This window comes from Nocardioides cavernae (genome assembly GCF_016907475.1).
In the GTDB taxonomy this organism is placed as follows: domain Bacteria; phylum Actinomycetota; class Actinomycetes; order Propionibacteriales; family Nocardioidaceae; genus Nocardioides; species Nocardioides cavernae.
Map to the genome: position 1 here is coordinate 36,019 of NZ_JAFBCA010000001.1, position 20,329 is coordinate 56,347.

The 20,329-nt window shown below is 73.1% G+C and carries 18 protein-coding genes; 11 read left to right on the top strand and 7 right to left on the bottom strand.

All coding sequences use genetic code 11. The annotated features are described in order from the left end of the window. Positions 1-30 precede the first annotated feature (30 nt). From JOD65_RS00180 to JOD65_RS00190, 3 genes are read left to right on the top strand one after another with little or no spacing between them, the layout of a single operon-like run. On the top strand, positions 31-942 hold the full coding sequence (locus JOD65_RS00180) for an alpha/beta hydrolase (protein ID WP_191194319.1): 912 nt from the start codon (positions 31-33) through the stop codon (positions 940-942). After that, a complete protein-coding gene (locus JOD65_RS00185) occupies positions 939-1,385 on the top strand; it encodes a GNAT family N-acetyltransferase (protein WP_191194318.1) in 447 nt (148 codons plus the stop codon). Before JOD65_RS00180 ends, JOD65_RS00185 begins: the two co-directional genes overlap by 4 nt. Before the next feature lie 56 nt (positions 1,386-1,441). Then, positions 1,442-2,089 carry a hypothetical protein gene (locus tag JOD65_RS00190; protein ID WP_191194317.1) on the top strand — a complete coding sequence of 216 codons (648 nt, stop codon included), beginning with the start codon at positions 1,442-1,444 and terminating at the stop codon, positions 2,087-2,089. Positions 2,090-2,105: 16 nt separating this feature from the next. Here JOD65_RS00190 and JOD65_RS00195 read toward each other — a convergent pair whose 3' ends face one another. Further along, positions 2,106-3,239: an aldehyde dehydrogenase family protein gene (locus JOD65_RS00195; RefSeq protein WP_191194316.1), complete on the bottom strand. Its 1,134-nt coding sequence runs from the start codon at positions 3,237-3,239 to the stop codon at positions 2,106-2,108. A 153-nt stretch (positions 3,240-3,392) separates the two neighbouring features. On the opposite strand from JOD65_RS00195, the gene JOD65_RS00200 reads away from it, so the two are divergent. The 3 genes from JOD65_RS00200 to icmF are packed head-to-tail and all read left to right on the top strand — an operon-like array spanning position 3,393 to position 7,934. Beyond that, positions 3,393-4,148, top strand: coding sequence for a helical backbone metal receptor (locus JOD65_RS00200; protein WP_191194315.1), 756 nt, complete (start codon positions 3,393-3,395; stop codon positions 4,146-4,148). Positions 4,149-4,159: 11 nt separating this feature from the next. Continuing rightward, positions 4,160-4,648, top strand: coding sequence for a MarR family winged helix-turn-helix transcriptional regulator (locus tag JOD65_RS00205; RefSeq protein WP_191194314.1), 489 nt, complete (start codon positions 4,160-4,162; stop codon positions 4,646-4,648). A gap of 55 nt (positions 4,649-4,703) precedes the next feature. Continuing rightward, entirely contained in the window at positions 4,704-7,934 is a 3,231-nt protein-coding gene (icmF, locus tag JOD65_RS00210) for a fused isobutyryl-CoA mutase/GTPase IcmF (protein ID WP_191194313.1), read from the top strand. Between the two features lie 10 nt (positions 7,935-7,944). On the opposite strand, the gene JOD65_RS00215 is transcribed toward icmF, so the two are convergent. Then, on the bottom strand, positions 7,945-9,894 hold the full coding sequence (locus tag JOD65_RS00215) for a sensor histidine kinase (protein WP_191194312.1): 1,950 nt from the start codon (positions 9,892-9,894) through the stop codon (positions 7,945-7,947). A 134-nt stretch (positions 9,895-10,028) separates the two neighbouring features. Between JOD65_RS00215 and JOD65_RS00220 the strand changes: the two genes are divergently transcribed. Further along, positions 10,029-10,400 (top strand): response regulator, encoded by a 372-nt coding sequence (locus JOD65_RS00220; protein ID WP_191194311.1) that lies wholly within the window; start codon positions 10,029-10,031, stop codon positions 10,398-10,400. Positions 10,401-10,412: 12 nt separating this feature from the next. Here JOD65_RS00220 and JOD65_RS00225 read toward each other — a convergent pair whose 3' ends face one another. Both JOD65_RS00225 and JOD65_RS00230 read right to left on the bottom strand, forming a co-directional pair. After that, positions 10,413-11,213: a SurA N-terminal domain-containing protein gene (locus tag JOD65_RS00225; RefSeq protein WP_191194310.1), complete on the bottom strand. Its 801-nt coding sequence runs from the start codon at positions 11,211-11,213 to the stop codon at positions 10,413-10,415. 75 nt (positions 11,214-11,288) lie between these two features. After that, positions 11,289-11,687, bottom strand: coding sequence for a hypothetical protein (locus tag JOD65_RS00230; RefSeq protein ID WP_191194309.1), 399 nt, complete (start codon positions 11,685-11,687; stop codon positions 11,289-11,291). An 86-nt stretch (positions 11,688-11,773) separates the two neighbouring features. On the opposite strand from JOD65_RS00230, the gene JOD65_RS00235 reads away from it, so the two are divergent. Then, complete coding sequence (locus JOD65_RS00235; protein WP_191194308.1) at positions 11,774-12,346, top strand: carboxymuconolactone decarboxylase family protein; 573 nt, start codon at positions 11,774-11,776, stop codon at positions 12,344-12,346. Here JOD65_RS00235 and JOD65_RS00240 read toward each other — a convergent pair. From JOD65_RS00240 to JOD65_RS00250, 3 genes are read right to left on the bottom strand one after another with little or no spacing between them, the layout of a single operon-like run. After that, entirely contained in the window at positions 12,340-13,779 is a 1,440-nt protein-coding gene (locus JOD65_RS00240; RefSeq protein ID WP_191194307.1) for a gamma-aminobutyraldehyde dehydrogenase, read from the bottom strand. The two genes, JOD65_RS00235 and JOD65_RS00240, sit on opposite strands and share 7 nt — an antisense overlap. 17 nt (positions 13,780-13,796) lie before the next feature. Then, positions 13,797-14,135: a cupin domain-containing protein gene (locus tag JOD65_RS00245; protein ID WP_204810865.1), complete on the bottom strand. Its 339-nt coding sequence runs from the start codon at positions 14,133-14,135 to the stop codon at positions 13,797-13,799. 50 nt (positions 14,136-14,185) lie between these two features. Next, the gene (locus tag JOD65_RS00250) at positions 14,186-15,802 is read right to left on the bottom strand and encodes a PucR family transcriptional regulator (RefSeq protein ID WP_307820849.1); all 1,617 of its coding nucleotides are present in this window, start codon (positions 15,800-15,802) and stop codon (positions 14,186-14,188) included. Between the two features lie 107 nt (positions 15,803-15,909). On the opposite strand from JOD65_RS00250, the gene JOD65_RS00255 reads away from it, so the two are divergent. Genes JOD65_RS00255 through JOD65_RS00265 form a run of 3 tightly spaced genes read left to right on the top strand, consistent with a single transcriptional unit; the run spans position 15,910 to position 20,246 of the window. Further along, a complete protein-coding gene (locus tag JOD65_RS00255) occupies positions 15,910-17,457 on the top strand; it encodes a CoA-acylating methylmalonate-semialdehyde dehydrogenase (protein WP_191194305.1) in 1,548 nt (515 codons plus the stop codon). Continuing rightward, on the top strand, positions 17,450-18,808 hold the full coding sequence (locus tag JOD65_RS00260) for an aspartate aminotransferase family protein (protein WP_191194304.1): 1,359 nt from the start codon (positions 17,450-17,452) through the stop codon (positions 18,806-18,808). The genes JOD65_RS00255 and JOD65_RS00260 overlap by 8 nt, the downstream gene beginning before the upstream one ends. Continuing rightward, positions 18,759-20,246, top strand: coding sequence for an NAD(P)/FAD-dependent oxidoreductase (locus tag JOD65_RS00265; protein ID WP_307820850.1), 1,488 nt, complete (start codon positions 18,759-18,761; stop codon positions 20,244-20,246). Before JOD65_RS00260 ends, JOD65_RS00265 begins: the two co-directional genes overlap by 50 nt. The last annotated feature ends 83 nt before the right edge of the window (positions 20,247-20,329 follow it).

A 20,329-nucleotide genomic window follows, 5' to 3' on the forward strand; every position in this document is an offset into this window, starting at 1 on the left:
CAACCCTAGCCTCCCCCTACGCTGCCTCCCATGCCGAGTCGCCGCCACGACCTCCTCGCCCGCCTGGTGCCCGCGGTGCGCCGCTCGCGCGAGCTCGATGACGAGCCGACCGAGCGGGCACGCGTCGAGGCCTGGCACGCCACCCTCGACCAGGGGCTCGACCGGACCCTGCCGACCCGCGCGGTTCCGCGCTTCGCGAAGCGGTGGGAGGCCACGGTCACCGACATCGGCTTCCCCTGCCACGTCCTCACCCCGCGCGGCCGGCCGGTGACGCGGACCCTCTACTACGTGCACGGCGGCGGCTACATGGCGCCGATCGACCCCTTCCACGTCCGCTACGCCACCCGCCTGGCCGACGCGATCGAGGCCCGCGTGGTGATGCCCGACTACCCGCTCGCCCCCGAGCACACGTGGAAGGACTCCCACGACGCGCTGGTCGACGACGCCGCGCGGTGGGCGGGCTCGGAGGGCGGTGCGGTGCTGGCCGGCGACTCCGCCGGCGGTGGGCTCGCGCTGTCGATGGCCCTGTCGATGCGCGACCGCGGTCTGTCGCAGGCGTCGTCGCTCGTGATGCACGCGCCCTGGGTGGACCTCACCACCTCGACGCCCGAGACCTTCGCCGCCGACGCGATCGACCCGTGGCTGTTCATCGGCAAGGTGCAGGCGTACGCCGCGTGGTGGGCGGGGTCGGCCGACGGCCTCGACCGTCCCGAGGTGTCGCCCGCGCTCGGCGACCTGACCGGTCTCCCGCGCGCCCTGGTGCTCTACGGCACCCGCGACCTGCTCGCGCCCGGCTGCCGCCTGCTGGCGCGTCGGGCAGCGGAGGCAGGCTGGGACCTCACGGCGATCGAGGAGCCGGACCTGATCCACGTCTACGGCCTGCTCCCCTTCGTCCCCGAGAGCGCCCGCGCCTTCCGTCAGGTGACGGAGTTCCTCCGGTGAGGGTGCTGGTCGCCGGCTTCGACGAGCTGCCGGTGCGCACGGCGTACGACGTGTGGCGGCTGCGCCAGCAGGTCTTCGTCGTGGAGCAGGACTGCCCCTACCCCGACCTCGACGGCCGCGACCTCGAGGACTCGACCCGCCACCTGGTGCTGCTCGACGACGAGGACGCGGTGGTCGGCACCCTGCGCGTGCTCGACGACGGCGGATGGTCGCGGATCGGCCGCGTGGTGGTCGCCCCGGCCGCACGGGGGCGTGGGCTGGCGGCCGTGATGATGGACGAGGCGATGGCCCTGTGCGGCGACCGCGAGGTGCGACTCGACGCCCAAACCGGGCTCACCGCCTTCTACGAGGGCTACGGCTTCGTGGCGACCGGGCCGGAGTTCGACGAGGACGGCGTCATGCACGTGCCGATGGCCCGCGCGGAGCGTCCCTCGACCTTGTGATCGGTGCTGGGCGAGCGAGACTGGAAGGACACGGCTCTTCGAAGGAGATGATCGCCGTGATCACCCTCGCCCACGACCTCGAGACGACCCACCACGACCTCCAGTACCGCCTCGCGCTGGCCAGCAGCGCGCGCGGCGACCGGCGTCATCCCCGCGACCACTACACCGCGATCGACACCTTCCTCGCCATCGCCAGCCGCCACAACGCGGCGATGGTCGACGCGATCGCCCCACTCGTGCGCGACCTCCCCGGGGGCCACGACCTCGCCCACGACTACCTCGCCGCCAGCCGCACCTACGAAGAGGCCCTCTCCCAGGTGAAGGCCCGGCTCTACGGCTCCAGCTACGCCGTGAACCGGCCGTGGCCCGAGATCTGGGCGGAGGTGCGCCGCGAGCTCGACACGGTGTGCGCGCTCGAGCTCCGTCTCGCCGAGGCGCTGCTCGACGAGGACCACGGCACCGAGGACCTCGGCACCCGTCTCCACCACGCCGAGCTCACCTCGCCCACCCGCCCGCACCCGTGGATCCCGCACCAGGGCGTGGCGGGTCACTTCGCCCGGGCGGTGGCCCGGCGCATCGACCGCTTCTGGGACGCCGCGGAGGGGCGCATGGTCCCCGAGCCGGTACGCCACCACGACCGCACCCACCAGGGAAAGCTCACGCAGTACCTGCTCGCCGACCCGCACCTCGACGAGGAGGAGTGAGCGCGGCGCCCGCGGGTCAGCCTGCCGGGACGACCATCAGCACCGGGCCGAGCACCTCCTCGCGGACCAGCCGCGAGCCCGGAGCGAGGCCCCCGATGACCGTCGGGGCGAACCACCAACCGGGCCGATCGAGCGGATGTCCGCCGAGGGCGACGTCGCCGCCTTCCGTGTGACCGAGGTCGACGTAGCGGCGCACCCGGTCGCGGGCGACGACCGAGCGCAGCGGCCCGCACCGGGTGGCGGGGTCGGTCGGGTCACCGACGGCGACGTCCGCCATGGCGGCGACCGCGGCCTGCAGCGCCTCGGCGTGCCGGTGCACGGGCACGACGACGCTCGTCGGGAGCCCGCAGCCCTGGCCGGCGTTGGCTGTGAGGTCGTACGCCGTCGCGGAGACGACCGCCTCGAGCTCGGCGTCGTCGGCCACCCGGACCGTGCGCGGCCCGCCCATGTCGATGCGGACGCGCTTGCCGGCCCGCTCGCCGGCGACCTGCATCCGCTCGGCCACGAAGGGCGACCCGGTGAGGGAGACCGCGTCGACGCGCTCGTCGAGGGTCAGGGCTATCGCGACGTCGACGTCGCGGGTGGTGACGACGTTGAGCACGCCGCGCGGCAGCACGTCGAGGGCGATCCGGCCCAGCTCTGTCGCGGCGGTCGCGGCCTCCGGCGCGGGCTTGAGCACGACGGTCCCGCCCTCCACGAGCACGCGACCGATCTCGGTGAGCGCGACGGACAGGGGCGAGGTGGCGGGTGTGACGACGACCGTCACGCCGGCGGGTCCGCGCTGCGGCTCGGACCCCGTCGCGGACCCCATCGCGGCGACCGCGTCGTCGAGGTGGGACGACCGCAGCGCGACCGGCACCCCGGTCTCGGCCGCCATCAGCGCCACCAGCTCGCCGGCGTGCTCGGCGACAGCGGCGGCGAGACGTCGTACGGCGTCGGCGCGCAGGTCGGCGTCGGAGCTCCACTGCGTCGCGTCGAAGGCGCGGCGCGCGGCGGTGACCGCGTCGCGGGCGTCGGTGAGCCCGGCGTCCGGCACGTCCCACAGCGGCTCCGCGGTCGCCGGGTTGCGGGCCGGGAAGGTCCAGCCGTCGGCCGTGGGCCGCTCGACGCCGTCCACCGGCAGCCCCCGGGGACGGGCGTGCTTGCTCACTGCGGGGTCCCCGCGGCGTTGTTCGGGGGAGCGCAGCGGAGGAGAAGAACGTCGTGGGGTGCGTTCATGGCGCAACTCCACCACGCCGCCTGCCCGACGTTCATCACCCGGTGGTGCGTCCCTGATGGGAGTGCGGTGGCTAGCCTCGGGCACATGCGCGACGACCTCGGGGCCGACGTCCCGCTGCCGGTGTCGGCGACGCGGGTCGTCTCGCTCGTGCCGTCGCTGACCGAGGCGCTCGCGGTCACGGCACCCGACCGGCTCGTCGGTGCCACCGACTGGTGCACCCACCCCGCGGACCTCGACGTCGCCCGGGTGCGCGGCACCAAGAACCCCGACCTCGCGGCGATCCGGGCCCTCTCCCCCGACCTCGTCGTGGCCAACAAGGAGGAGAACCGCGAGCTCGACGTACGTCGTCTGCGCGACGCCGGTGTCGCGGTGTGGGTGACGCGGATCGAGACCGTCGAGGAGGCGCTCGACTCGATGTCGCGGCTCCTCCGCGAGGCGCTCGGGCTCCCGGACCCGTCATGGCTGGTCGATGCCCGGGCCCTGTGGTCCGCTCCCGCCGTCCCTCGCCTCCGGGTCGCCGTGCCGATCTGGCGCGACCCGTGGATGGTCGTCGGGTCGCAGACCTACACCGACGACCTCCTCACCCGGGCCGGGTTGACCAACGTGCTCGCCCACGGTCCGGCAGAGCGCGAGGGGCGCTACCCGACGGTGACCCCGGACGACATCGACGGCGCCGGCGCGGACGTCGTACTGCTCCCGGACGAGCCCTACGTCTTCACCGCCGACGACGGCCCCGAGGCGCTGCGGACGCCGACGCGGCTCGTGTCGGGGCGGCTGCTCACGTGGTACGGCCCGGCGATGGTCGAGGCGCACGCCGTGCTGACCGGCCTGGCTGAGTAGCCTCCCGTCCCATGACGCGCGACCCGATCAGCGAGGCCCACCGGCAGTGGGTGGCCCACGGCTGGGCCGGTGCCGCCGACGGGATGGCGATGGTGACCTCGGTCGTGCGCGCGCAGCAGCTGCTGATGGAGCGCATCGACGCGGTGCTGCGCCCCCGCGGGCTGACGTTCGCCCGCTACGAGGTGCTGCGGCTGTTGTCCTTCAGCCGCGGCGCCGCGATGCCGATGTCGCGGCTCGGGTCGCTGCTGCAGGTGCACCCCACGAGCGTCACCAGCGCGGTCGACCGCCTGGTGGCCCAGGGCTACGTCGAGCGCGTGCGCAGCGACGAGGACAAGCGCGTCGTACGCGCCGTGCTGACCGACGCCGGCCGCGACGCGGTCGAGGAGGCGACGCACGCCCTCAACCGCAAGGTCTTCGAGACCCCCGGGCTGCCCGAGGGCGACGTACGCGAGCTCACCGACCGACTGACCGGCCTGCGGGCGGGCCTCGGCGACGTCTGAGCCTGCAGCGAGCTGGTGACTCGCGAGTATTAGTTGGAAGTCCTACTATCGGCTCATGGCCGACCTGCACACCCCCACGCACCCGATCCGCCTCGTCACGGCGTCCGCGCTGTTCGACGGCCACGACGCCTCGATCAACATCATGCGGCGGATCTTCATGAGCCAGGGCTGCGAGGTCATCCACCTCGGCCACAACCGCTCGGTGCAGGAGGTCGTCGACGCCGCGCTGGAGGAGGACGTCCAGGGCGTCGCGGTGTCGTCCTACCAGGGCGGCCACGTGGAGTACTTCGAGTACCTCGTCGAGTCGCTGCGTGCTGCCGGCGCGGGCCACGTGCGCGTGGTGGGCGGTGGCGGCGGCGTCATCGTGCCGAAGGAGATCCAGCGGCTGCGCGACTCCGGCGTCACGATCTTCTCCCCCGAGGACGGCCAGAAGATGGGCCTCGTCGGGATGATCAACTCCGTCGTCGCCGACTGTGACGTCGACCTGTGGGCCGACCGCCAGGTCACGGTCGAGCAGGTGCTCTCGGGCGACCGGTTCGCTGTCGCCCGTGCGATCACGGGCGCCGAGGGCGGTCGCCTCGACGAGTCGCTGCTCGAGGACGTACGCCGCGCGGCCGCGAGCCGCGTCGTACCCGTGCTCGGCATCACCGGCACCGGCGGCTCGGGCAAGTCGAGCCTCACCGACGAGATCGTCCGCCGCTTCCGCACCGACCAGCAGGACAAGCTCCGCATCGCGGTCATCGCGGTCGACCCGACCCGTCGCAAGGGCGGCGGGGCGCTGCTCGGCGACCGGATCCGCGCCAACTCCCTCGACGGCGACCGCGTGTTCTTCCGCTCGCTGGCGACTCGCGGCGCGCACGAGGTGCCCGAGCACCTCGCCGACGTGATCGCGGTGATGAAGGCCGCCGGCAACGACCTCGTCATCGTCGAGACCCCCGGCATCGGGCAGGGCGACGCGGGCATCGTGCCGCTGGTCGACCACTCCCTCTACGTCATGACGCCGGAGTTCGGCGCCGCCTCGCAGCTCGAGAAGATCGACATGCTCGACTTCGCCGACAGCGTGGCGATCAACAAGTTCGAGCGCCGTGGCGCCAAGGACGCGCTGCGCGACGTCGGCCGCCAGCTCGTCCGCAACCGCGGCGCCTTCGGCAAGCAGCCGCACGACATGCCCGTCTTCGGCACCAGCGCCGCGACCTTCAACGACGACGGCGTCACCGCGCTCTACCAGCACCTGCGCGGCGAGCTCGCCGACGCCGGCCTCGAGGTGCAGGAGGGCACGCTCCCCCATGTCTTCGTCCGCCACTCCTCCGGCATCCGCCAGGTCGTGCCGGCCGACCGGGTCCGCTACCTGTCCGAGATCACCGAGACGGTGCGCGGCTACCACGCGCGCACCGAGGAGTACGCCGACGCGGCACGGCGCACGCAGCGCCTGGACGTCGTACGCGGCGAGCTGGCCGACGTGGGCGAGCCCACCGGTGGCGTCGACGGCCTCCTCGCGGAGGCGCGCAAGGAGCTGCCTCACGAGGTGAGCGACCAGATCGAGCGCTGGCCCGCCGTCGTGGAGTCCTACTCCGGCGACGAGCAGGTCGTGGTGGTGCGCGACCGCGAGATCACCACCAAGCTGACCAGGGAGTCGCTCAGCGGCAACAAGATCCCGCGCGTCGCGCTCCCCCGCTTCACCGACCACGGCGAGCTCGTGCGCTTCTGGCGCAACGAGAACCTGCCCGGTTACTTCCCCTTCACCGCCGGCGTCTTCCCGTTCAAGCGCGACAACGAGGACCCGGCGCGGATGTTCGCCGGTGAGGGAGATCCCGCGCGCACCAACCGCCGCTTCAAGATCCTGTCCGAGGGCAACGACGCCACCCGCCTGTCGACGGCGTTCGACTCGGTGACGCTCTACGGCCGCGACCCCGACCCGCGCCCCGACGTCTACGGCAAGGTCGGCACGTCCGGTGTGAGCGTGGCGACGCTCGACGACATGAAGGAGCTGTTCGACGGCTTCGACCTCGTCGCCCCGACGACGTCGGTGTCCCTGACCATCAACGGCCCCGCCCCCACCGTCCTGGCGTTCTTCCTCAACACCGCGATCGACCAGCAGGTCGCCGCGTTCACCGAGCGCGAGGGCCGCGAGCCGTCGGCCGAGGAGCGCGCGACCGTGGCGGCGTACGCCCTCGCCAACGTCCGCGGCACCGTGCAGGCCGACATCCTCAAGGAGGACCAGGGCCAGAACACGGCGCTGTTCTCCACGGAGTTCTGCCTGCGGATGATGGCCGACATCCAGGAGTGGTTCATCGAGCAGCAGGTGCGCAACTTCTACTCGGTGTCGATCTCCGGCTACCACATCGCCGAGGCCGGGGCGAACCCCATCAGCCAGCTCGCCTTCACCCTCGCCAACGGCTTCACCTACGTCGAGGCATACCTGGCGCGCGGCATGAAGATCGACGACTTCGCGCCCAACCTGTCGTTCTTCTTCTCCAACGGCATGGACCCGGAGTACAGCGTCCTCGGCCGCGTCGCCCGCCGCATCTGGGCGGTGACGATGAAGGAGAAGTACGGCGCCTCCGAGCGCTCGCAGAAGCTGAAGTACCACGTCCAGACGAGCGGCCGGTCGCTGCACGCGCAGGAGATGGACTTCAACGACATCCGCACCACGCTGCAGGCGCTCATCGCGATCTACGACAACGCCAACAGCCTCCACACCAACGCGTACGACGAGGCGGTGACGACCCCGACCGAGGAGTCCGTGCGCCGCGCGCTGGCGATCCAGCTGATCATCAACCGCGAGTGGGGCCTGGCGATGAACGAGAACCCGCTCCAGGGCTCGTACGTCATCGACGACCTCACCGACCTCGTCGAGGCGGCCGTGCTGGCCGAGTTCGACTCGATCAACGAGCGCGGCGGCGTGCTCGGCGCAATGGAGACCGGCTACCAGCGCGGCCGGATCCAGGACGAGTCGATGCTCTACGAGCACCGCAAGCACGACGGCTCGCTCCCGATCATCGGCGTGAACACCTTCGTCAAGGAGTCCGCGGCGGACGCACAGCCCAAGGAGGTCGAGCTCGCCCGGGCGACCGAGTCCGAGAAGGAGTCGCAGCTCTCCCGCGTGCGCGGCTTCCAGGCCGAGCACGGCGCCGAGGCGCAGGAGGCGCTCGCCCGGCTCAAGGACGCCGCGATCTCGGGCGACAACGTCTTCGCCGTGCTGATGGACGCCGCCCGCGTCTGCTCGCTCCAGCAGGTCACCGAGGCGTTCTTCGAGGTCGGCGGGCAGTACCGCCGCAACGTCTGAGCCGGAGGGCCTACTCGGCTGCCGGCAGGTCGAACCGGAAGACGGTCCCGCTCCCGGGCGGGGTCGTGAGGCACTCGATGGTGCCACCGTGGCGCTGCACGATGGTCTGGCAGATCGAGAGGCCCATCCCGGTCCCGCGGAAGTGCGCGCGTACGGCGCCGCTGCGGTGGAAGCGCTGGAAGATCAGCGACCGCTCGGAGTCCTCGACCCCGACTCCGCAGTCCTCGATCTCGACCACGACGCGCGACCCCTTGCGCCGGGCACGGACGGCGATGGTCGCGGGCTCGCCGGGCCGGGCGTACTTCACCGCGTTGCCGACCAGGTTGCCGAAGAGCTGCCGCAGCGCCACCGGGTCGGCGCGCACCGACGGCAGGTCGGGAGCAGCCGTCAGGACGTCGTCAGGGCCGAGCAGCCCGTAGACCTGGTCCAGCACCCCGTCGGGACCGGTGAGGGGCACCTCGCGGGCGGCGAGCTCCCCCGACTCCGCGAGGGCGTGCTCGAGCAGGTCACCGATGAGCTCCCCCATCTGCTCCGACGCCCGTTCGGCGCGGCGCAGCGGCTCCGCCGCCGGGGAGCCGGGCTCGAGGTCGTCGGCGGCGAGGCCGACCCAGGAGCGGATCGCCGAGAGCGGACCGCGCAGGTCGTGGGCGGCCGTCGACGCGAAGCCGGCGAGCGGCCGCAGGCCGGAGCGGTGCTCGGTCACCTCGCGCAGCACGAGCAGGACACCGGGGCGCCCGTTCGCGCGGGAGAGCGTCGCGTGGGAGACCGCGAGGACGACCTCCTCACCGCTGCGCAACGGGATGACGACGTCGCCGACGCCCAGCTCGGCGCGCATCGCGCCGGTGTTGGACGGATCGGGGTCGCGCAGCTGGCCGACCAGCTCGGCCAGCGCATCGACATCGGTCGTTGCCAGGCTCACCCGGTGCGCCAGCCGTCGGCTGGCGCCGTTGCTGCGCTCGACCCCGCCGTCGGCGTCGAGCACGACGAGGCCCTCGTCCATGCTCTCGGTCATCTCGGCCAGGAGCTCGGCCTGCTCGGCTGCCTCTGAGCGGGCGGCGGTCGCGGCTGCGTACGACTCGTCGACCCGGTCGCCGAGGGCTCCCACCGCCAGGCCGGTGAGCAGCACGGCGACCATGAAGAGCTGCGAGACGAGCACCTCGGCCACCGGGTCGCCGATCGCGTCGAACGGGCCGTGACCGGTGAGGCTCAGCCAGAGCGCGATGCCACCGAGGACCAGGCAGTGCAGGGCAGCGGGGAACGTCGGGAACCGGGCGGCCGACCACACCGCGAAGACGATGACGAGGAAGACGACCGGGTAGGGCTGCACGAACAGCAGGACCGTCGTGACGACCGAGACGACCCAGAGCAGCGCCAGCTCGGCGCGCGAGCCGCCGTGGGTGCGAGCGGGGATCGCCTGGGTGCGCCACTCCCACGCCAGGTGGCCCACGGCACCGACGGTCAGGACGCCCGCGATGTGGCGGGCGAACCAGGCCACGGGGGTCAGGGCCGTCACCGGCGCCTGGTCGACCCACAGCCCGAGCGTCCCGATCACCGCCCCCAGCGCACAGCCGATGGCCGCCGCCCCCGCCATGGCCGCCAGGTTGCGCGGCGAGCGGATGCTGGCGGTGCCACCCGCTCCGAGCATCGTCGGGCACCAGCGCCGCAGCAGCAGTCCGGCCACGGCGGTCTGCAGCGTCACCGACGCGGCCCCGAAGAAGCCGAGGAGCGGTGACACCCCGGTCGCGAGGACCACGCCGAAGTGGATGGCCATCAGCGGGACGAGCACGCGCAGGACGTGGCGTGGCGACTCGGCGAGCAGCCAGAGGAGGGCGACGCCCGAGCCCGGCCAGATGAGGCTGACGACGAGGCCCTCGGTGGCGGTGGCCCGCCCGATGAGGGTCAGCAGGGCGTACGCCGCGGCGAAGGCTGCTGCCCGTGCCGGAGACAGGGCCCTCGTCATGCGCAAAGACTACGGCCGGCGGTCGGCGCCCGAGGGGCGTTCCGCCGACGCCAAACCTCACGATCCGCTCACATCTGCCCCAGGATCGCGCCACGGCAGGACAGCAGCACCCCCCGGGGTCCACACTCGGAACCATGGCGCTGCGAAGCCTCGTCGCGGACGACGAGCCCGACATCCGCGACTTCATCGGCCACGTGCTCGAGCGCGCGGGTCACGTCGTGACCACCGCCGGGGACGGTGCCGAGGTCCTCGCGCACACGGCGACGGAGAGCTTCGACCTGGTCGTCGTCGACCACCACATGCCGCGGATGACCGGCCTCGCGGTCGCCGACGAGCTGCGCCGCACCAGCCCGTCCACCAAGGTGCTCATCATGTCGGGCGACCTCGACGTCGGAGACGAGCACCGGCACTTCCTGCCGAAACCGTTCAACCGGGGCGAGTTCCTCGCCGCCGTCGACAACCTGCTCGCCCTGCCCGGCGTGGGCGGAGCGGAGCTCTGGAGCTGATCAGGAGCCTGGTCAGAGGTTGATGGTGATGTCCGCGTGCTTGCGGAGGTCCTCCACGAGTGCCGTCGCGACCTTGCCGGTCTCCTGGCTCGACGCCTGCTCCGCGAGCTGGTCACGCACCTGGGCGAACGGCGGGATCTTCTGGCCGCCGGCGCCCGAGGCCGCCTGCTGCTTCTTGACCTGGTCGTAGAGCTTGCGCAGCTCCTTGTCGGTGGGCTTGATGGGTCCGTTCTCGTCCTTGACGAGCTGCTCGACCATCGCCTGCGTCTCGACCTGCTCGCGCGCCTGGTCGGCACTGACGCCCTGCGCCTCGACCGCCTTGAGCAGCTCGTCGGCCGTCTTCATGCCGTTCTGCTCGGCCAGGCTGGTGAGCTCGGCCTCGACGGCCTCGTCGGAGACCTCGAGCCCACGGGACTCGGCCTCCTGGAGCAGCAGCTCGGTGTCGACGAGGTTGTCCGCGGTCTCCTTGCGGAGCGCCTCCTCGTCGGGGTCCTCGCCACCCATCTGGGCCTGGGCGGCCGCCTGCTGGAACGCCGCCTCGTAGATCGGGACGAACTCCTCCTTGGTCACCTCTTCGCCGTTGACCTCGGCCACGACGTCGGGGATGGCGTCGAGGTCGGGCTGGGGGCCTTCGGCGGCGCCGTCCGAGGCACCCGCCGACGGCGACGCGCTCGACGAGGCGTCCTTGGAGGCGTCCTTGCCGGCGTCGGCGTCGGAGGAGTCCGAGCCGCCGCAGGCGGAGAGGGTGAGGACGGCGGCGACCGAGAGGGCGCCGAGGGCCGTGCGCGCGCGCGTGCTGAACAGGGAAGTCATCGTGGAAGTCATCGCACCCGACGGTACGCACCCAACCTGAGCGCCGTCCTCAGGGTTCTCAGGTCGTGGCGGCCGTCACAGGCCGTCGAGGGAGTCGGGCACGATCAGCGCGTCGGGGTCCTGGCGCACCGGGAGCTGCGCGAGCGCCGTACGCACGAGCGTGAGGCGGGCGGCCACCGTGACCTTCTGGCGCAGCCGGCCCACCCCGGTCTCGCCGAGCGTCTGCTCCACCGCGTCCCCGATCTGGGCGTCGGTGAAGGTGGGGCGGGTGCCGGCGGGCACCTCGACGTCGGGCAGCGCGAGCAGCACGGGCAGCACCTGGCTGCCCACGGCCTCGAGGAGGTGGTAGCGATCGATCTTGCTCATCGAGTCCCACGCCGCCTCGCCCTTGGCGCGGCGCCCGACCTTGCCGCCGGCGACGATCTTCGCGGCAGCGGTGACGGCGACGGTCAGCTCGTGCTCGGTGAAGCGCATGGCCCAACTATGCCTGCCGGACCTGTGCGCTGCAGAGGGGGCGAGTCGGTCATCCTGAGGCCCCGACCCCGTCCACAGGAGGATCCGTGCGCCTGCCCGACCTGACCCCTGCCGAGCTGAGCGACGAGCAGCGCGCGCTGCGGGAGCAGATCCTCGGCGGCCCGCGTGGCAGCGGGCCCCAGCACTTCCAGCTGGTCCACGACGACGGTTCGTTGACCGGGCCGTTCGGGATCATGCTCCACGAGCCCGCGCTCGGCGCGCCGCTGCAGGAGCTCGGGGCCGCACTGCGCTACGCCACCGGTCTCACCGACCGGGTGCGCGAGCTCGCGATCCTCGCCGTCGCCGCTGCGACCGGCAGCGCGTTCGAGGCGTACGCCCACGAGCGCGTCGGCCGGGCGGTCGGGCTCACCGACGACGAGCTCGCCGCCCTCGCGGACGGGTCGTTCTCCTCGGCCGACCCGCAGGAGGTCGCTGCGCACGACCTCTGCCGCCACCTGCTGGAGGACGGTCAGCTCGCTGCCGGCGCCGACGTCGACGTCCTCACCACCCGGCTCGGCCCGCGCGCGACGACCGAGCTGGTGGTCCTCGTCGGCTACTACCGCACCCTGGCGCAGCTGCTCGACGTGTTCGAGGTCGGAGCCCCGACGGCCGGTCAGTAGTGCGCCGTCATCACGTGCTTGATGCGCGTGTAGTCGTCGAAGCCGTAGCCGGACAGGTCCTTGCCGTAGCCAGAGGCGCCGAAGCCGCCGTGCGGCATCTCGGAGACGAACGGGATGTGGGTGTTGACCCACACGCAGCCGAAGTCGAGCTCGCGGGTGAGCCGGTCGGCGACGCCGACGTCGCGGGTCCACACGCTGGCGGCGAGCCCGTAGGGCACGCCGTTGGCCATCGCGACCGCGTCGGCCTCGTCGTCGAAGGACTGCACGGTGAGCACCGGCCCGAAGACCTCCTCCTGCACGATGCGGTCGTCCTGGCGTACGCCGGTGACGACAGTCGGGGCGAAGAAGAACCCCGCCTCGCCGTGCCGGCTCCCCCCGGTGCGGACGGTCGCGTGGCCGGGCAGGTCCGCGAGGAACGCCTCGACCTTCGCGAGGTGGCTCGCGTTGTTGAGCGGCCCGTACTCCGCCTCGTCGTCCGACGGCGGGCCGGGCTTCGTGCCCTCGGCCGCCTTCACGAGCAGGTCCGCCAGCTCGTCGTGGACGCTCCTGTGCGCGATCACGCGGGTGGCGGCGGTGCAGTCCTGGCCGGCGTTGAAGTACGCCGCCGCGGCGATCATCTCCGCGGCGCGAGGCAGGTCCGCGTCCGGCATCACGACCACGGGCGCCTTGCCGCCGAGCTCGAGGTGCACGCGTTTGAGGGACTTCGCCGCCGAGAGCGCGACCTCCGTGCCGGCCCGGACGGACCCCGTGATGGCGACCAGGCCGGGGGTCGGGTGCTCCACGAGGTAGCGGCCGGTCGAGGCGTCGCCGTTGACGACGTTGAGCACCCCGGGCGGCAGGACGGCGCCGGCGATCTCGGCGAGCAGCACGGTGGAGCGGGGCGTGGTGTCGCTCGGCTTCAGCACGATGGTGTTGCCGGCGGCCAGGGCGGGCGCGATCTTCCAGATCGCCATCGCGAACGGGTAGTTCCACGGCGTCACCTGTCCGACGACGCCGATGGGCTCGCGGCGGATCGCCGAGGTGTGGCCCTCGAGGTACTCCCCCGACGACTTCCCCTCGAGCAGTCGCGCGGCACCGGCGAAGAACCGCAGCTGGTCGACGCCCTGGTCGACCTCCTCGCTCGCGATGTACCGCACCGGCTGGCCGGTGTCGCGGGCCTGCACCGCGCTGATCTCGTCGCGTCGCCCGGCGATCGCGGTGGCGAGGTCGAGGAGGTACGCCTGCCGCGCCCCGGGGGTGAGCCGCTTCCACGTGGCCGACGCGCGCTCCGCAGCGGCGTACGCCCGGTCGACCTCCTCGTGCGTCGAGATCGGCGAGCGGCCGTCGGGCTCGCCGGTCACCGGGTCGACGAGGTCGATGAAGTCGGTGGTCGCCGACGCGACGAGCTCGCCGTCGATGACGTTGCGGACCGTCTGGTCGGTGGGCTCGGTCATGGGGACTCCTCCGGTGCTCAGGCGACGTAGATCTTGCGGATGGTCTCGCGGACGACCCAGGTGGTGCGCTCTCCGGACCGCAGGCGTACGACGCTGCCGGGCGCGAGCTCGACCTGCTCGCCATCGTCGTCGAAGGACACCGTCCCCGAGCCGGACAGCACGACGAACACCTCGTCGACCTCGACGTCGGTCGCGGTGCCCGGCGTCATCTCCCACACGCCGACCTCGACCCCGGAGACCGCGGCGAGCGCGCGCGAGCCCGCCGCGGGGGCACCGTCGACGACGGCGCCGGGGTCGAGCGGGGTGGTCGGCACCGTGGTGGCGACGTCGAGGACACGGGTGGTCACGCGGGTCATGTCCAGCATCGTCCCCAGCGGCGGGGCACCCGTGGGCCGACGATCTGTCGTCACTTCGGCTGCCCGCCCAACAGTTCGTCTGCCACGAGCGCGACGTGGAGCGAGACGCGGACGTCGGGGTCGTCGAGGTCGGCGTCGAGGACCGCCTCGATCCGTGCCAGACGGTCGTAGAAGGCTGCCCGCGACAGGTGCAGACTGGCAGCCGCCTCGGTCTTGCTGGACGGGTGCAGCAGCAGCGCGCGCAGGGCAGCGAGGAGCTCGGTCCGAGACCCGTCGGCCCTGTCGTGCTCCTGCAACGGCCCGAGCTCGCGCTCGACGAAGAGCCGGACGCGCTCGTCCTCGCCGAGCAGCGCCAGGAGGCCGCGCAGGTGGAGGTCGGCGAGCCGGTGCACGTCGGGGTCCTGCTCACGCCGGGCCTGCGGGGCGGCGTCGGCGACCTGCCCGGCCTCGGCGACCGTGCGGGCGACGCCGGTGCGGTCGGGTGCGGTGCGGCCCGCGGCGACGACGACGTCGTGGTGCGCCAGCACGCGCGCGGCCAGCCGGTCGACGAGCTCGTCGGCGTCCGCGCCGGGGGTGGTCGAGACGAGCACCCGCAGGTCGCGCTCCACCTCGCACACCAGCGCGGGTACGCGCAGCGCGTGCGCCGCCCGGACGACCGTGGCGGCCACCTCGTCGAGGTCCACCGGCGCCACCGTCCCGATCCGGCCGCGGACGACGACGCCGGTGAGGCTGCGGCGGTGCACCGGGAAGCCGGCCAGCTCGCAGCGACGTCGTACGTCGTCGGAGCCGGGGTCCTCCGCCAGCCCGGTGAGCAGCTCGAGGTGCGTGCGACGCATGAGGGTGCCGCGGTCGCGGTCGTGCAGCCGGTGGAGCGCGAGGGCCGACGCGGCGCGCTCGGCCACGGCGACCAGCCGCTGCGACGGCGCCTGCGGCGACCCGATGACCAGCCGGCCCCACGCCCGGTCGGTCGTGCCGAGCCTGGTCACCAGCCAGCCGTTGGCGGCGTCCCAGCCGGTGCGGCCGGCCACCTCGACGCGGCGCGAGCGGGCCGGCCAGCCGGCGAGGAAGCCGTCGTCCTCGTCGGGCCCGGCGAAGTAGTCGAGCGGACGGTGCTGGGCGTTCTCCACGACCACGGGCGCGTCGGCAAGGCGTTGCACGGCCCGGAGGACCTCGACGGGGCTGGCCAGCTCGTTGCTGAGCTCGGTGAAGGTCTCGTGCACGCGTTGCGCCTCGCGCAGCTCGGCGAGCTGCTGGTCGACCACGCGCTCGCCGATCTCCTGCGCGAGCGCCGCGAAGCGGGTCTCCCGGGCCAGCACGACAAGGGGCAGCCCGTGCCGCTCGCACGCGTCGACCAGGGCCTCGGGCAGCGCGGCCCCCCACCGCCGGCCGAGCTCGACGACCACTCCCGCGCTTCCGACGTCGGCGAGCTCGTCGACGAACGACGTCAGGCCGGCCGCGTCGTCGTCCTCCGGCAGGCCGGTGCCCATGGTGAGCAGGAGGTCGCCCGCGCGGAGCAGCTGGCGCACGTCGGGGCGCTCGGTGGCGTGCACCCAGCGGATCGCCCGGTCAGTCCCGGCGGCACCGGCGAGCACCTTGGGGGCGGCGCGGCGGAAGGTGGGGAGCTCCAGCGCCTCACGGAGCGTCACCCCCGGCGTCACGTCGACCACGCCGCCCAGCCTACGCGCGGGCGGGGTGACGAAGTGTCCGGCCGGTGCGGCCGATGCCGACGATCCGACACCCGCCGTGGTGTCGTACGACGAGCAGGATGAGCCGCATGACCACCTCCACCCCCGACGAGGTCCCTGTCGAGATCGTGCACTGGGTCGACGGCTCGCCCCTGACCGGCTCCCCCACCGGCTGGGCCGACGTGACCAACCCCGCGACCGGCCGGGTCACCGGTCGCGTCGCGCTCGCGAGCGAGGCCGACGCCGCCCACGTCATCGCCGCCGCGTCGCGCGCCGCCCGGACCTGGGGCACGACGTCGCTCGCACGTCGTACGCAGGTGCTCTTCTCCTTCCGCGAGCTGCTCAACGCGCGCAAGGACGAGCTCGCCGCGATCATCACCGCCGAGCACGGCAAGGTGCACTCCGACGCGATGGGCGAGATCGCCCGCGGGCTCGAGGTGGTGGAGTTCGCGTGCGGCATCTCCCACCTGCTCAAGGGCGGCCACAGCGAGGAGGCCTCGACCGGCGTCGACGTGCACTCCAAGCGGGTGCCGCTCGGCGTGGTGGGCATCATCAGCCCCTTCAACTTCCCGGCGATGGTGCCGATGTGGTTCTTCCCCATCGCCATCGCCGCGGGCAACGCCGTCGTGCTCAAGCCGAGCGAGAAGGACCCGAGCGCGGCCAGCTGGATCGCCGCGCTCTGGCAGGAGGCCGGGCTCCCCGACGGCGTCTTCAACGTCCTGCACGGCGACAAGACCGCCGTCGACGCGCTGCTCACCAGCCCTGACGTGCAGGCCATCAGCTTCGTCGGCTCGACCCCGATCGCGGAGTACGTCTATGAGACCGCGAGCCGGCACGGCAAGCGCGTCCAGGCCCTCGGCGGCGCGAAGAACCACATGGTCGTGCTGCCCGACGCCGACCTCGACCTCGCCGCGGACTCGGCGGTCAACGCCGGCTACGGCAGCGCGGGCGAGCGCTGCATGGCGATCAGCGTGCTCGTCGCGGTCGACCCCATCGGCGACGAGCTCGTGGCCCGGATCGCCGACCGCACCCGCACCCTGCTGATCGGCGACGGTGGCCGCGAGGCGACGGGCGAGCAGAAGGAAGCCGACATGGGGCCGCTCGTCACCAGGGCCCACCGCGACCGGGTCAGCTCGTTCATCGACTCCGGCGAGGCCGCCGGCGCGAAGGTGGTCGTCGACGGCCGCGACGTCGCGGCCCGCGGCGGCGAGGAGGGCTTCTGGCTCGGCCCGACGCTCTTCGACGACGTCACCCCCGACATGGACGTCTACCGCGAGGAGATCTTCGGGCCCGTCCTGTCGGTGGTCCGCGCGAGGTCGTACGAGGACGCGGTCGCGCTGGTCAACGCCAACGAGTACGGCAACGGCACCGCCGTCTTCACCAACGACGGCGGCGCGGCCCGCCGTTTCGAGGCCGACGTCACCGTCGGGATGATCGGCGTCAACGTGCCCGTCCCGGTGCCGGTCGCCTACTACTCCTTCGGCGGCTGGAAGCGCTCGCTGTTCGGCGACACCCATGCCCACGGCACCGAGGGCGTCCACTTCTTCACCCGCGGCAAGGTCGTCACCACCCGGTGGATCGACCCCGCCAACCGCCCCGAGGGCGGCCTCGAGCTGGGATTCCCGCGCAATGACTGACGTCCTCTCCGGCACCACCGACCTGGCCAGCACGTACGACCCCCAGCGGGCCTACGAGCTCGACCGCGCGCACGTCTTCCACTCCTGGTCGGCCCAGGCCGAGATCAGCCCGATGGTGGTCACCCGCGCCGAGGGCAGCCACGTGTGGGACGGCGACGGGAGGCGCTACCTCGACTTCTCCTCGCAGCTGGTCTTCACCAACCTCGGCCACCAGCACCCGCGCATCGTCGCCGCGATCAGGGAGCAGGCCGAGCACCTGTGCACGATCGCCCCGGCGGTGGCCAACGGCACCCGGTCCGAGGCCGCCCGCCTGATCGCGAGCCACACCCCAGGCGACCTCGACCACGTCTTCTTCACCAACGGCGGTGCCGACGCCAACGAGCACGCCGTACGCATGGCACGGCTGCACACCGGCCGGCACAAGGTGCTGACGACCTACCGCAGCTATCACGGCGGCACCCACCTCGCCGTCAACATGACCGGCGACCCGCGCCGGTGGGCCAGCGACCACGGCTCGGCCGGCACTGTGCACTTCTTCGGCCCGTTCCTCTACCGCAGCGCCTTCCACGCGACCACCGAGGCCGAGGAGTGCGAGCGGGCGCTCGAGCACCTCGAGCAGGTCGTCGCGCTCGAAGGGCCCTCGACGGTCGCCGCGATCGTGCTCGAGGCGATCCCCGGCACCGCCGGGATCATGGTGCCGCCGCCGGGCTACCTCGCCGGCGTGCGGGAGATCTGCGACCGCCACGGCATCGTGCTCGTCGCCGACGAGGTGATGTCGGGCTTCGGCCGCGCCGGGCGGTGGTTCGCCGTCGAGCACGGCGGGGTCGTCCCCGACCTGCTGACCTTCGCCAAGGGCGTGAACTCCGGCTACGTCCCGCTCGGTGGGGTGGCCATCAGCGACGCGATCCACGCGACGTTCGCCCACCGCACCTACCCCGGCGGGCTCACCTACTCCGGCCACCCGCTCGCGTGCGCTGCGGCGGTGGCGACGATCCGCACGATGGAGGACGACGACGTCGTCGGTCGCGCCGACCGTCTCGGTGCCGAGGTGCTCGGTCCCGGCCTCCGCGAGCTCGCGGACCGGCACGAGTGGATCGGCGAGGTGCGGGGCACCGGGGCCTTCTGGGCGCTCGAGCTGGTCAGCGACCGGGAGACCCGGGCGCCGCTGGCGCCCTACGGCGGCTCGAGCCCGGAGGTGGCTGCGGTCGTGAAGGGCTGCCAGGAGCGCGGGATGCTGCCCTTCGTCAACTACAACCGCATCCACGTCGTGCCGCCGCTCACCACCACCGACGAGGAGGCGCGTGAGGGTCTCGCGATCCTCGACGCGGCTCTGGCCGCGGCCGCCGGCTGACGACCGACGTCCGTTGACCGCCCACCTCACCGCCTACGAGCGGCACGCCCCGGACCCGCGGCTCGTGGCGGAGTCGCTGGCCGACAGCGTGCAGGCGGTCTTCTGGCTCGACGACGTCGGCGCAGCACCGGCGTACGACCCGCTGACGGCTCCGACCCGCGCCGACCTCACCGTCGTCGGCGGCGGCTACCTCGGCCTCTGGGCGGCCGTGCACGCCAAGCGCCGCGACCCCGGCCGCCGGGTGGTGCTGCTGGAGGCGCAGACCGTCGGGTGGGCGGCGTCGGGGCGCAACGGAGGATTCTGCGACGCGTCGCTGACGCACGGCGAGGACAACGGCCGGTCGCGCTGGCCCGAGGAGCACGACGTCCTCGAAGGGCTGGGCGCGGCCAACCTCGACGCCTTCGAGGCCGACGTGCGCGACCTCGGCCTGGCCTGCGAGTGGGAGCGGACCGGCGCCCTGTCGGTCGCGGTCGAGGACCACCAGGTCGAGTGGCTGCGTGACTCCCCTGCCCACCCCGACCAGCACTTCCTCGACCGCGAGCAGGTGCGGGCCGCGATCGACAGCCCGCTCTTCCTGGCCGGCGGGCTCGCAGCCGACACGACCGCCCTGGTCCATCCGGCCCGTCTCGCGCTGGGGCTGGCGCGCGCCGCTGCGGACCTTGGCGTGGAGGTCCACGAGCACTCGGCGGTGACCGCGATCCGGCGTGAGGGCGACGTCGTCGAGGTCGCCACCGATCGCGCAACCGTCACGTCGGACCACGTCGTGCTCGCGACCGGCGTCTTCCCCGCCCTGTTGCGCCGCAACCGGCTGATGACCGTGCCGGTCTACGACTACGTGCTCGTCACCGAGCCGCTCACCGCCGAGCAGCGCGCCTCGATCGGCTGGGCCGGGCGGCAGGGGCTCGGCGACCTCGCCAACCAGTTCCACTACGCCCGGCTGACCGCCGACGACCGCGTGCTGTGGGGCGGGTACGACGCCGTCTACCCCGCGGGCGGCCGGCTCCACCCGCGCCACGAGGACCGTCCCGAGAGCCACGAGCGCCTCGCGGCCCACTTCCTCGCGACCTTCCCGCAGCTCGAGGGTGTCCGCTTCACGCACCGCTGGGCCGGCGCCATCGACACGTCCACACAGTTCGCGGCGTTCTACGGAACGACCCACGGCGGCCGGGTCGCGCATGCCGCCGGCTTCACCGGTCTCGGCGTCGGCGCCACCCGCTGGGCGGCCGAGGTGCTGCTCGACCTCCTCTCCGGTCGGCCGACCGAGCGCACCGAGCTGCGGATGGTGCGCGAGCGTCCGGTGCCGTTCCCGCCGGAACCCCTCGCCTCGGCCGGCATCAACCTCACCCGCTGGTCGCTCGACCGCGCCGACCACCGCCAGGGGCGGCGCAACGGCTTCCTGCGCGTCCTCGACCGGGCGGGGCTGGGGTTCGACTCCTGAACGCCGGTGGTTGCCGACCTTGCTGACGCGGGTGGAAACTGGTCGGTGCGGTCGAGGGGCGCCCGACCGCAAGGAGGACCGCC